8 protein-coding genes and 1 pseudogene are annotated in these 14,167 nt (G+C 40.2%); 6 read left to right on the top strand and 3 right to left on the bottom strand.

From position 1 onward, the window contains the following. Positions 1-446: 446 nt before the first annotated feature. Positions 447-2,939 carry a glycosyl hydrolase family 95 catalytic domain-containing protein gene (locus tag JCM17102_RS09025; protein WP_025074878.1) on the top strand — a complete coding sequence of 831 codons (2,493 nt, stop codon included), beginning with the start codon at positions 447-449 and terminating at the stop codon, positions 2,937-2,939. A 423-nt stretch (positions 2,940-3,362) separates the two neighbouring features. Here JCM17102_RS09025 and thrC read toward each other — a convergent pair whose 3' ends face one another. The 3 genes from thrC to thrA form a co-directional block, all read right to left on the bottom strand. After that, on the bottom strand, positions 3,363-4,664 hold the full coding sequence (gene thrC / locus JCM17102_RS09030; RefSeq protein ID WP_025074879.1) for a threonine synthase: 1,302 nt from the start codon (positions 4,662-4,664) through the stop codon (positions 3,363-3,365). Positions 4,665-4,751: 87 nt separating this feature from the next. Next, on the bottom strand, positions 4,752-5,960 hold the full coding sequence (locus JCM17102_RS09035) for a cofactor-independent phosphoglycerate mutase (protein ID WP_025074880.1): 1,209 nt from the start codon (positions 5,958-5,960) through the stop codon (positions 4,752-4,754). A 29-nt stretch (positions 5,961-5,989) separates the two neighbouring features. Beyond that, complete coding sequence (gene thrA / locus JCM17102_RS09040) at positions 5,990-8,425, bottom strand: bifunctional aspartate kinase/homoserine dehydrogenase I (RefSeq protein WP_025074881.1); 2,436 nt, start codon at positions 8,423-8,425, stop codon at positions 5,990-5,992. A 407-nt stretch (positions 8,426-8,832) separates the two neighbouring features. Here thrA and JCM17102_RS09045 point away from each other — a divergent pair, with 407 nt between their 5' ends. The 5 genes and pseudogenes from JCM17102_RS09045 (at position 8,833) to JCM17102_RS09065 (ending at position 14,140) form a co-directional block, all read left to right on the top strand. After that, complete coding sequence (locus JCM17102_RS09045) at positions 8,833-9,870, top strand: asparaginase (RefSeq protein WP_025074882.1); 1,038 nt, start codon at positions 8,833-8,835, stop codon at positions 9,868-9,870. Between the two features lie 158 nt (positions 9,871-10,028). Further along, positions 10,029-11,396: a DNA repair protein RadA gene (gene radA / locus JCM17102_RS09050; RefSeq protein WP_025074883.1), complete on the top strand. Its 1,368-nt coding sequence runs from the start codon at positions 10,029-10,031 to the stop codon at positions 11,394-11,396. 46 nt (positions 11,397-11,442) lie between these two features. Beyond that, positions 11,443-13,100 (top strand): annotated as a pseudogene (locus tag JCM17102_RS26920) (NAD(P)/FAD-dependent oxidoreductase). A gap of 39 nt (positions 13,101-13,139) precedes the next feature. After that, a complete protein-coding gene (locus JCM17102_RS09060; RefSeq protein ID WP_033886659.1) occupies positions 13,140-13,529 on the top strand; it encodes a hypothetical protein in 390 nt (129 codons plus the stop codon). A gap of 8 nt (positions 13,530-13,537) precedes the next feature. Continuing rightward, the gene (locus tag JCM17102_RS09065; RefSeq protein WP_025074885.1) at positions 13,538-14,140 is read left to right on the top strand and encodes a helix-turn-helix transcriptional regulator; all 603 of its coding nucleotides are present in this window, start codon (positions 13,538-13,540) and stop codon (positions 14,138-14,140) included. The last annotated feature ends 27 nt before the right edge of the window (positions 14,141-14,167 follow it).

A 14,167-nucleotide genomic window follows, 5' to 3' on the forward strand; every position in this document is an offset into this window, starting at 1 on the left:
GTATTTGCTAACCATACGCGTTATTACAATGTAAATATACTAACTATATTATGAATACCAAATATAATATTAGTATTTTATACTATTTAACTAATAACTATTAGCTAGACAATAGCATATGTAAGCATAATACGCCAGCAAATCTAAAGGAATTGTAATCACAATAATATGATTACTAACAGAAAGACTAACAATTATAAATGGACCGAAGCGTGAGAATAAGAATCTGTTTTGAGTTTATTTACTAAGTTTTGTAAGCATAATCTAGCAGCATATAATTTGTAGCATCGCATTAAGCTGTTATTTTATAATTCGTATACCAGAACCTTCATACTGAAAAGAGAGGGAGGGATCATGATTTTTCTTATATCACCAGCTTATAAATCAAAGCATTTATTTAACTTTGTACAGTTTATAAAGTAAAACAGACTTTTAATACTATGAAAATGAAAAAACTCTATCTGCTTCTTATCAATGCGTGTCTATCTTTCTCCGGGCTTCAGGCAGAAGAACCCGACTACACACAGGGACTTTCTATTTGGTTTGACACCCCTAATACCTTGCAAGGATATGCCGTCTGGTACAATGGAAGACCAGATATATCGAGAACTCAAGATGAACTGGAAGTAGCTGGAAACACCAATACGAATCAAGACCCCAGCTGGGAATCAAAATCATTGCCTATTGGAAATGGTAACATTAGTGCGAATATTATGGGCTCTGTTGAAGCGGAGCGCATTACTTTTAATGAGAAAACACTTTGGCGGGGAGGCCCTAATACAGCGAAGGGAGCAGATTATTATTGGAACATCAACAAACAGTCTGCCCATGTTTTAGACGAAATACGGAAAGCATTCACAGAAGGAGATCAACAAAAAGCAGAGAGACTGACTCAACTCAATTTCAACAGCGAAGTAGCCTACGAACCCGGTGGAGAAAAGCCTTATCGCTTTGGTAGTTTTACAACTATGGGAGAATTTTATGTAGAAACCGGATTGAATACCCTCCATATGAGCGAATATAAGCGTATCTTATCTTTGGATTCTGCTTTGGCGGTAGTGCAGTTTAAAAAAGATGATGTGGCTTATCAACGTAATTACTTTATTTCTTATCCGGCAAACGTAATGGTGATGCGTTTCAGTGCAGACCATCCGAGAATGCAGAATCTGATTTTCAGTTATGCTCCTAATCCGGTCTCCAGTGGAGAAATGAAAGCGGACGGTAAAAACGGTTTAGTGTATACTGCTGCTTTGAATAATAATGGTATGAGATATGTAGTTCGGATCCAAGCAGAAACCAAAGGCGGGCAACTGACAAATGAGAATGGAAAGCTGATCGTCAAAGAAGCAGACGAAGTTGTGTTTTATATCTCAGCAGATACTGACTACAAGGCTAACTTTAATCCGGACTTTAAAGATCCGAAAACGTATGTCGGGGTTAATCCGGCTGAAACCACCCGTCAATGGATAGACAATGCCACAGTTAAAGGATACACAGCTTTGTTTAAACAACATTATGAGGATTATGCCGCTTTATTCAACCGGGTTAAGCTTAGCCTCAACCCTGCCATGAAAACAGATAATTTACCAACCGGACAACGGTTGAAGAACTATCGACAAGGACAACCGGATTTTTATTTAGAAACTCTGTATTATCAGTTTGGCCGTTATTTACTTATTTCCAGTTCCCGCCCAGGCAATATGCCGGCTAATCTACAAGGAATCTGGCATAATAATATAAGTGGACCTTGGTCTGTAGATTATCATAATAATATCAACATACAGATGAATTACTGGCCTGCCTGTTCCACTAATCTGAACGAGTGTATGCTACCTTTGGTAGATTTCATCCGTACATTAGTGAAACCAGGTGAGAAAACAGCACAGGCATACTTTGGAGCAAGAGGATGGACAGCTTCTATCTCCGCCAATATCTTTGGATTTACCACCCCGCTGGAAAGTCAGAGTATGTCGTGGAACTTCAATCCCATGGCAGGGCCTTGGCTAGCTACCCATATCTGGGAGTATTATGACTATACGAGAGATCTGAAATTTCTAAAAGAGACAGGGTATGAACTGATAAAAAGCAGTGCGAATTTTGCTGCCGATTACTTGTGGCACAAACCCGACGGTACTTATACTGCTGCTCCATCTACCTCTCCCGAGCATGGTCCCATTGATCAGGGAGCCACCTTTGTACACGCTGTAATACGTGAAATTTTATTAGATGCCATCGAAGCAAGCAAAGTATTAGGAGTGGATAAAAAGGAACGGAGACAGTGGGAACACATTCTAGCCAATCTGGCACCTTACCAAATCGGACGCTACGGGCAGTTGATGGAATGGTCGGTGGATATCGACGATCCGAAGGATGAACATCGCCATGTGAATCATTTGTTCGGACTACATCCGGGCCGTACCCTTTCACCAATTACTACTCCGGAATTGGCAAAAGCAGCTAAAGTAGTACTTGTACATCGGGGTGATGGTGCTACTGGCTGGAGCATGGGATGGAAACTGAATCAATGGGCACGTTTACAAGACGGAAACCATGCATATACTTTATTTGGCAATCTGCTAAAAAACGGGACATTGGATAATTTATGGGATACTCATCCCCCTTTTCAAATTGACGGAAATTTTGGCGGAACAGCGGGAATTACTGAAATGCTGCTGCAAAGTCATTTAGGCTTTATTCAGCTGTTGCCAGCTTTACCGGATGCCTGGAAAGATGGTTCTATTAGCGGTCTATGCGCAAAAGGAAATTTTGAGATAGCTATGGTATGGGAAAATGGTAAATTGAAAGAAGCTACTATTCTATCAAAAGCCGGAGGTAACTGTACTATAAAATATGCAGGCAAAACACTGTCCTGGAAAACAGTAAAAGAGCGTAGTTATCAACTTAAATATGACGAAATCAAAGGTTTGTTCAGAATCTAATGGGATTCATAAAGTAGAGCAAAATATTTTCTTTGATACTTAATATTTTGATTTAGATTGCAACAAACTATTCTACGTTGCGTATACTTATATTTTTTCGGAGCGAAAAGCTATATAATGGGGGCTTCAGAAGATTCATTTTAGCATCAGTACGAAGCAATTTACAATTGATTATTTTCTCAAAGCATTCTTATCGCTATGAGAAAAAATTCTCACCACTATGAGAAAAAATACTCATTGCATTGAGAAAAAATTCTCGTTACTATGAGTATTTATTCTCATTGCGGTGAGAATAATACTTTGTCCTTATAGACTGTTTTTTGCTACCAACTACTAAGTTTTTAGCTAAGTGACAGTCAATAGTTTCTTGTTATTCAGAGGAGTAAAGTGACGAAAAATTTCCTCCTTATGTATCAGAAGATATCAGATAGAAAGCAAATACTGCTTAAAGCCCACAAACTCCTTCGTCATCGGCAAACTCTTCTTTTCTCCATTCATAAAAGCCTGTAGCTTAGCCGGAATTTCGACAGTCTCCCCAATGATACCCTCTACTGTCTCAAGGAATTTGGCAGGATGAGCCGTTTCAAGAAATACTCCTGTTTCTCCCGGTTTCAATACTTCTGTCAAAGCACGATATCCGCAAGCTCCATGAGGATCGAGCAGATAATGATGTTCTTTCCAAGTAGTTTTCACAGTTTCACGAATTTGCTCATCATTGTAAGTCGCGCCGGAGATTTCAGCAGTAATATCCGCATGAGAATTTCCGTATAAATCAAGAATACGGGCAAAATTACTAGGATCACCTACATCCATTGCATTTGCAATCGTTGCAACAGACGGACGAGGTTTATATTCACCCGTTTGCAAATATTGATAGAAAATATCGTTGCGATTATTAGCAGCAATGAAGCGTTTTACAGGCAATCCCATTTTCTTTCCAAATAGGCCGGCAGTGATATTACCAAAGTTTCCACTAGGCACACAAATGATGGCATTATCAGCTTTTCCGACACGCTTCAACTGAGCGTATGCATAGAAATAATAGAATGCCTGGGGCAGGAATCGGGCAACGTTGATGGAGTTAGCCGAGGTCAGAGATAAATGCTCGTTCAGTTCTTTATCCATGAAAGCAGCTTTCACCAATGCTTGACAATCATCGAAAGTTCCATCTACTTCAAGAGCCGTAATATTCTGTCCTAATGTAGTAAATTGCTTTTCCTGAATCTCGCTAACTTTTCCTTTTGGATAAAGTACATATACATGAATTCCCTCTACCCCCAGAAAACCATTAGCCACAGCACTTCCCGTATCACCGGAAGTAGCAACTAATACATTCACATTTTTCTGTCCTTCTTTCCTGATAAAATAACCCAGTAAACGAGCCATGAAACGCCCACCTACATCTTTGAAAGCAAGTGTCGGTCCATGAAATAACTCTAACGAGTAGATATTCTCCGTAACTCTCACTAAAGGGACATCAAAGTTCAATGTATCATATACAATCTGCTTCAAAACATCTGCCGGAATATCTTCACCAAAGAAAGCATCGGCTACCCGATAAGCTATTTCCTGAAAAGATAATGTATCAATTGTATCGTAAAACTCCTGCGGCAGAGGTTTTATAGTCATAGGCATAAAAAGTCCTCTGTCGTCAGCAAGTCCTTTCACCACAGCTTCTTGTAAAGAAGCCATCGGTGCTTGTTTATTTGTACTGTAATATTTCATTATACTATATTTTAGAGTTCAACACAAATTATACAGATTTACACAGCTACCAAATAGCTGAAAATAATCTAGATAACCCGTTGTGAATCATTTCATAAATTCTTTTATAAACTCGTCTTCTTTCATAATTCCGTAACTACCATTACAAGCAGCCGCTTCATCAAAAGTCTCTACTTCATCAGGTTCAATTCCCGGATACCAAATAAAGAACGGAACTGGTTCGGCAGTATGAGTACGAAGCTCGCAAGGAGTCGGATGGTCGGGCAATACAGCAATGGCAACCGGTTCATCCCAATCCTTCACAGCCTCATAAATAGGTCCAACAGCACGTTTATCCAGATTCTCAATCGTCAGAAGTTTTAAGTCGATATCTCCTTCATGACCAGCCTCATCGCTGGCTTCAATATGTAGATAAACAAAATCATCGGTCTTCAAAGCCTCCAATGCAGCAGCTACCTTATTTTCATAATTCGTATCATAAAGTCCGGTGGCACCTTCTACGGTAATACGATGTAGTCCGGCATAATAACCAATTCCATTAATCAAATCCACAGCTGAGATAACAGCTCCTTTCTTTATCTGTGGAAAAGTCTCGGAAAGTTTAGACATCTGCGGACGATACCCAGGACTCCAAGGCCAGATACTGTTTGCAGGATCTTTGCCTTCTGCTATCCTTTTCTTATTCAATGGATGATCTTTCAGCAACTCCTGAGACTTTAGAATCAAATCATTAATCAAGTCTGCTGTTTCCTTGGCCTCCGAAACTAAAGGCTTTACCATCAACGGGCGGAAAGGTTTCAATGGAACATCATGTGGAGGCGTACAATCCAATTCCTTATTCCCTCCTTTAATCACTAACAAATGACGATACTGTACCCCCGTATGAAAGCGTACTTTGTCATTTCCCAACTTCTCTTGCAGATATTTAATTAAGACATCCGCTTCTTCCGTAGAAATATGACCGGAAGAGTGATTCTTCAAAATATCCCCTTCCACGCAAATCAGATTACAACGCATAGCCATCTCTCCCGGTTGTAGATCAATGCCGATACTAGCCGCTTCCAATGGTCCGCGACCTTCGTATACCTTTGGAAGATCATACCCCAATACAGACATATTAGCTACCTCACTACCCGGATGAAATCCTTCGGCCACAGTCATCAACCGCCCGTTTCGCCCCATTCGGGCCAATTTATCCATATATGGCGTCTTTGCATATTGCAAAAGCGTCTTTCCCCCTAATGACTTCACCGGCCAATCGGCCATCCCGTCACCCAATATAATAATATGTTTCACTTTTACTTAATTTAGAATGTAGAATGATGTTAGACGTTTGCGATACTCATGATATCAGCAAATACTCCGGCAGCCGTTACTCCGGCACCGGCACCGTATCCTTGAATCATCATCGGATATTCTTTATAACGTTCCGTAGTAAGCAAGATAATATTGTTACTGCCTTCCAATCCGTAGAACGGATGATTGGAGTCTACTTCCTGCAAACCGACAGAAGCTTTTCCATTCTCTAGTTTAGCTACAAAACGCCAGTGTTTATGCTCTTTCTCCAAAACCTGTCGACGAGCCTCGAAATCAGCATCAAGACTTGGAACCTTCTTCCAAAAGTCTTCTAACGTACCATCAAAAAAATCATTCGGAACAAAGAGATTCTTTTCAACATCTTCCTGCTCAATACGATATCCGGCTTCACGTGCAAGAATCACCAATTTACGAATAACGTCCTTACCACTTAAATCAATACGTGGATCGGGTTCAGAATAGCGTTCTTCCTGCGCCATCTTTATTGTACGGCTAAAAGGAATATCAGCACTGATTTTATTAAAAATATAGTTCAATGTACCCGATAGTACAGCTTCAATTTTCAGAATCTTATCCCCACTATGAATCAGGTCATTAATCGTATTAATAATCGGAAGTCCCGCGCCTACGTTTGTCTCAAACAAGTATTTTACTCCACGCTGACGAGCAATTGTTTTCAATTCACGATAATTATCATAAGCCGAAGAAGCAGCAATCTTATTGGCAGCTACTACAGATATATTATGTTGCAGGAAGTCCTTATAGAGTGATGCAATCTCTGCACTTGCCGTACAATCTACAAATACCGAGTTAAAAATATTCATGCCAATCACTTCCTCACGAATAGACTGAAGATTGCTGTCTTTTCCTTTCTCTTTCAACTCCTCACGGTAATTAGCTAAATCGAAGCCTTCACGACTAAACATAGCCTTTGCAGCATCGATAACACCTACTACATGCAATTTCAATCCGTTCTCCATCATCAACTTTTGTTGCTGGCTACGAATTTGTTCTACCAAACTTCCTCCTACAGTTCCGATACCGCAAATAAACAGATTGAGTACCTGATATTCGGACAGGAAGAATGAATCATGAATAACGTTCAACGATTTACGCAAAGATTTTCCATCAACAACAAAAGAAATATTTGTTTCTGAAGCACCTTGTGCACAAGCAATTACATTAATACCGTTACGTCCCAATGTTCCAAACAGTTTACCTGCAATCCCCGGAGTGTGTTTCATATTCTCACCTACGATAGCCACTGTTGCCAAATCTCTCTCAGCAAGAATCGGTGAAATCTCACCCATTTCTATTTCCTTAGCAAACTCTTCATTCAATACCTCGCAAGCCAAATCTGCATCAGCATTACGAACACCAATAGAAGTACTATTCTCGGATGAAGCCTGTGAAACGAGGAATACACTAATACCATTCTTTGCCAAAGCCTTAAAGATACGGTAATTGACTCCGATCACACCTACCATACCAAGCCCCTGAACAGTAATCAAACTAGTATCATTGATAGAAGAAATACCTTTAATAGCTTTGCTGTGAGGATTGGAAACTTCTTGTTTAATGATAGTTCCTACTCCTTCGGGATTGAAAGTATTCTTAATTAAAATAGGAATATTCTTATGACATACCGGATAAATAGTAGGCGGATAAACGACTTTAGCACCAAAGTTACAAAGCTCGGTAGCCTCTACATAACTTAATTCAGAAATTGTATAAGCAGTAGAAATGACACGCGGATCGGCAGTCATAAAGCCATCCACATCTGTCCATATCTCTAAAGCATCCGCATCAAGCGCAGCGGCTATAACAGCAGCCGTATAATCCGAACCGCCACGACCAAGGTTCGTCACGTCTCCCGTCATTTTATCGGATGAAATAAATCCCGGCACCAAAGCTACTTTCGGGATGGAGCGAAAAGTTTTCTTTACCAACTCATTAGTCAGTTCAGCATCGATAGTATGCTTATTATGTTTTTTTTCAGTCTTAATAAAAGTGCGCGAGTCAAACCATTCAGCTTCGTCAATCAATTCGGCAACGATGATAGAAGAGAGACGCTCACCATAACTTACAATAGTATCCGAAGTTTTCGGCGAAAGGTCTTTTATCAGATAAATCCCCTGGAAAATATCCTTCAATTCATTTAGCAACTCACCGATCTGACGTTGCAATGCCACTTGCCCTTTCCCGGCAGGAATAACCTCTTTTATCATTTCCACATGACGATAAACAATCTCACGGAACTCACCTTCATAAGCAGAATCCCCGGCTGCTGCCATCTTCGATGTATTTATCAATTTGTCAGTGATGCCTCCTAATGCGGAAACAACTACGATTACCGGCTCACTTGCCGACTCAACAATTCTCTTTACGCTTAAAATGCTGTTCACGGAACCTACGGACGTTCCGCCGAATTTCATTACTTTCATGAAGATACTTATTTAAATGCAATGTCCTGTATATATCTTAAAATACAGTACGATTGGTTGTTTTACGAAAATATTATAAATTGAATTTTGCCTTTTTCCAAGGCGTGAATCACGTAGATACACAAAACTATCCTCAACCCCTAAGGGTCATGGTGCACATGCACATGGATGTGACTGTATGTGGATAGCAATTCATCATTGTCCTTTGTTCTACTATTGTTTCTGATAAGTGTCGCAAAAGTAATAATAAAAACATTCAATCTATCACATTTTTCTATATTTTTCTAATAAAAAGAATCTTTGCTCTTTCTCACTCTCTGAAAGGCCCACGCACTTTTATGACATATTGTTATTAAATATGGATTATATTGCTATATTTGCAGAAAATATAAGCATAAAACCAGCCAATGAATTCACCATATACTTCCGTATTGTTAATATACACCGGCGGCACGATTGGAATGATCGAAAACACCGAAACAGGCGCACTCGAAAACTTCAATTTCGAACAACTGCAAAAACATATTCCAGAACTACACAAATTCAACTTCCCAATCGACACCTATCAGTTTGATCCTCCTATGGATTCTTCGGATATGGAACCGGACATGTGGAGAAAACTGGTACGTATCATTCACGAGAATTACAGCCGTTATCATGGCTTTGTTATTTTGCATGGTACAGATACGATGGCTTACACTGCTTCTGCATTAAGTTTTATGTTGGAAAACCTGGAAAAGCCCGTTATATTGACCGGTTCTCAACTCCCCATCGGAGTATTACGAACGGACGGAAAAGAAAACCTAATGACAAGCATTGAAATAGCAGCCGCACAAACCAAAGAAGGGAAACCTCTTGTACCGGAAGTCTGCATTTTCTTTGAAAACCATTTAATGAGAGGAAACCGTACTACAAAAATGAACGCGGAGAATTTCAATGCGTTCCGTTCGTTTAATTACCCGGTATTGGCGGAAGCAGGTATCCATATTAAATATAATAATGTGCAGATTCGTTCTTATAAAGAGAAACAGAAATTAAAACCTCATTATTTACTGGATACCAATGTGGTAGTACTTAAACTTTTTCCTGGTATTCAGGAAAATGTGGTTGCTACAATACTGGGAATTGAAGGATTAAAAGCTGTGGTACTCGAAACATACGGTTCAGGCAATGCTCCACGAAAAGAGTGGTTTATACGGCGGCTTTGCCAGGCTAGTGCACAAGGAATTGTGATAGTCAATGTAACACAATGCAATGCCGGAATGGTAGAAATGGAACGGTATGAAACAGGGTATCAATTGCTACAAGCAGGAGTTGTATGCGGTTATGACAGTACAACCGAATCAGCAGTCACCAAATTAATGTTCCTACTGGGACATGGTTATACACCAGATGAGGTACGTGACCGCATGAATCGATCAATGGCTGGAGAAATAACGATTTAACGGTAAGAAGGTCAGAGCCATCTTTTTTAACCGAATAATTTTCTCAGCCAGTTTACAAACAATCGATGAGATTTGTTTTGTGTTTTGAGGTATTTATACTTACTTTTGTCCAAAAAGCAACCTGAGCAAGGTTATTTTCTAACCTGAATTACAAAATAATGGCTAAAGAAAAGACAGTATATGTATGCAATAACTGCGGGCAAGAGTCTCCCAAATGGGTAGGAAAATGTCCATCATGTGGAGAGTGGAACACGTATGTGGAAGAGATTGTACGAAAAGAGCCAACGAACCGACGCCCGGTTTCCGGCATCGAGATTCAGAAAGCGAAGCCACTTACTCTCGGCGAAATAGAAGCAGATGACGAGCCACGTATTAATATGCACGATGATGAATTAAACCGCGTATTAGGCGGCGGACTTGTACCGGGCTCTTTAGTACTGATCGGTGGTGAACCGGGAATCGGTAAATCTACCCTAGTGATGCAAACCGTACTCCGAATGCCGGAAAAAAAGATTCTTTATATATCTGGAGAAGAAAGTGCCCGGCAATTGAAGCTTCGCGCCGATCGCCTGTCTGAAGTTTCCAGCGACTGCCTCATTGTTTGCGAAACATCATTGGAGCAAATCTATGTACATATAAAAAATACCCGTCCTGATCTGGTAATTATCGATTCGATTCAGACCATTTCTACAGAAAATATAGAATCTTCTCCCGGAAGCATTGCTCAGGTACGCGAATGCTCAGCTTCTATTCTTCGGTTTGCCAAAGAGACTCATACTCCGGTATTGTTAATCGGACATATAAATAAGGAAGGAAGTATTGCCGGACCGAAAGTGCTGGAACATATCGTAGATACTGTCCTTCAGTTCGAAGGAGACCAACATTATATGTATCGTATTCTCCGTAGCATCAAAAATCGTTTCGGAAGTACAGCGGAATTGGGTATTTATGAAATGCGTCAGGATGGTTTGCGCCAGGTTAGTAATCCTTCGGAACTATTACTAAGTCAGGATCATGAAGGGATGAGCGGTGTTGCTATTGCTTCCGCTATCGAAGGAGTCCGTCCGTTTCTGATTGAAACACAAGCTCTAGTCAGTTCTGCTGTTTACGGAAATCCGCAACGTTCGGCAACTGGCTTTGATATACGAAGAATGAATATGCTATTGGCTGTTCTCGAAAAGCGTGTAGGTTTTAAACTCGCACAAAAAGATGTATTCCTGAATATTGCCGGAGGATTGAAAGTAAATGATCCGGCCATTGACCTAGCAGTTATCAGTGCTATCCTTTCTTCCAATATGGATGCAGCTATCGAACCGGAAGTTTGTATGGCAGGCGAAATCGGTTTGTCAGGAGAAATACGCCCGGTAAACCGCATTGAACAACGTATCGGAGAAGCAGAAAAGCTTGGTTTCAAACGATTCTTATTGCCCAAATATAATCTGCAAGGGATAGATACCCAAAAACTCAAAATAGAATTAGTGCCGGTAAGAAAAGTTGAAGAAGCTTTCCGGGCATTATTCGGATAAAATTAAATAAGCTAGAAAACGTAATCATATCATAAATCGATTATTAATGATCCAAGAATATCAACTCCGCATTCTCCCTGAAATTGCAGCTAACGAACAACTGTTAAAAGAATATCTTGTGAAAGAGAAAGGCTGAATCTCCGTAACATAACTGCTACCCGTATATTAAAACGTAGCATTGATGCTCGCCAACGTACGATTTTTGTCAATCTGAAAGTCCGCATCTACCTCAATGAGATGCCTACAGACGATGAATATGAACATACTATATATAATAATGTAGAAGGAAAGCCACAAGTGATCGTAGTCGGTGCAGGTCCCGGAGGATTATTTGCAGCATTACGTCTTATTGAACTCGGAATGAGACCGGTAATTGTGGAACGTGGAAAAGATGTACGTGAACGGAAAAAAGATCTGGCACAAATCAGCCGGGAACACTTGATAAATCCTGAATCCAATTATAGTTTTGGAGAAGGAGGTGCGGGAGCTTATTCAGATGGTAAACTCTATACCCGAAGCAAGAAAAGAGGAAATATTGATAAAATACTGAATGTATTCTGCCAGCATGGAGCTTCGACTGCCATATTAGCGGATGCACACCCACATATAGGTACGGATAAACTGCCCCGTGTCATTGAGAACATGAGAAATACGATTATCGAATGCGGCGGTGAGGTGCATTTCCAGACACGGATGGATGCTTTAATTATTGAGAATAACGAAGTTAAAGGAATAGAGACAAATACAGGAAAAACATTTTTAGGACCAGTAATACTGGCAACAGGTCATTCTGCAAGAGATGTATATCGCTGGTTAGCAGCCAATAATGTGACGATTGAAGCCAAAGGAATTGCTGTAGGCGTTCGTCTGGAACACCCGGCAATGCTTATTGATCAGATACAATATCACAATAAGAACGGAAGAGGGAAATATCTCCCTGCTGCCGAATATAGTTTTGTCACTCAAGTAGAGGGACGGGGAGTATATAGTTTCTGTATGTGTCCCGGAGGATTCATTGTCCCCGCAGCCAGTGGACCGGAACAAGTAGTGGTGAACGGTATGTCTCCTTCTAATCGTGGTTCACGATGGAGTAACTCGGGAATGGTTGTGGAACTTCAACCGGAAGAGATAGTTAATGACGAACTAAGAACTAAGAATGAAGACTTGACAGCACAACAGGATGAGCAATTGCTTGCTTTTAATCCGTCTCTTACAAATAATCAACTTTCAGTTATCCATTCTCAGATTCTTCCGGTTTTGCATTTCCAGGAAGAATTGGAACGACAATGTTGGTTGCAAGGAGGTAGACGGCAGACAGCACCGGCACAACGAATGCTGGATTTCACTCGTAAAAAGTTAAGTTATGATTTGCCGGAGTCTTCATACAGTCCGGGATTGATTTCTTCTCCGCTTCATTTTTGGATGCCGGAGTTTATTAGCAAGCGACTATCACTTGGATTTCAACAATTCGGTAGAAGTAGTCATGGATTCTTGACGAACGAAGCTGTGATGATTGGTGTGGAAACACGTACTTCTTCTCCTATCCGGATCGTGCGTGACAAGGAAACATTACAGCACGTAACTATCCGCGGACTATTCCCTTGTGGAGAAGGAGCCGGATATGCCGGTGGAATTGTTTCCGCAGGAGTGGATGGGGAGAGATGTGCAGAAGCTGCCGCTCTTTATCAGAAAACTAAAATATAAATGATTAGATATAGAAATAAGTAACACAAAAATAAGATTATGAAACGCTCAATCCTTTTTATCATGCTAGTTGCCGGATTATTAATCGGAAATTACTGTTTTGAGGATGCCTATATTGAAAGAGACCGCCAATCGAAAAGTTACCAACAGGTACTTAATTATGCTTCTACTTACCTATTAAATCATTGGGATGTTGAACATTTTGATTACGAATTAAAGTATCTTAGAGAAAAACATCCACAGTCTTTCCCCAAACATACATTATCTGATGCCTTTCCAAGGAGCTGGAATGAAAGAAAATGGCAGACGTTATATATAGCTAAAGATACAGCTCCTTTACTTGATGCAATTTGTTGGAATTCTACTGACATGCCGGAAGAGTTTCACGTTGATTTTGATAAGATTGATTTCGAAACGTTACTTAAATAATAAAAACTATGAACTATCAACCGGAAATAGCGATTGTAGAAACAAATACTCTCACCTGTCTGGGGCTAAAATCCATATTGGAAGAAATCATTCCAATGGCAATCATTCGTACTTTCCACAGTTTTTATGAATTAATGGATGATACCCCAGACATGTATGCTCATTATTTTATTTCAGCACAAATCTACGTAGAACACAATGCTTTTTTTCTTCCGCGAAAACGAAAGACAATTGTACTGGCAAGTGACAGTCCACAATTCCAACTTTCCGGGATTCCGGTTTTAAATATCTACGAACCCGAAGAGGAGTTAGTAAAAAATATTCTGAAACTGCACCAACATGCTCATCACAACGGTTATCCGGTAAAAGATATGCCACCAGTCCATACAGTTGAGCCTCATCAGGAAATTCTTTCTCCTCGTGAGATTGAAGTACTCGTACTCATCACCAAGGGGTTAATCAACAAAGAGATTGCCGACAAACTGAATATCAGCTTAACAACTGTTATTACACACCGGAAAAATATTACAGAAAAACTCGGAATCAAATCTGTATCCGGTTTAACAATCTATGCAGTGATGAATGGCTACGTAGAAGCCGACCGGATATAAACAGTGAAATCGGTATTTAGATGCAGA

The sequence above is a fragment of the Bacteroides faecichinchillae JCM 17102 genome, assembly GCF_000614145.1.
In the GTDB taxonomy this organism is placed as follows: Bacteria; Bacteroidota; Bacteroidia; order Bacteroidales; family Bacteroidaceae; genus Bacteroides; species Bacteroides faecichinchillae.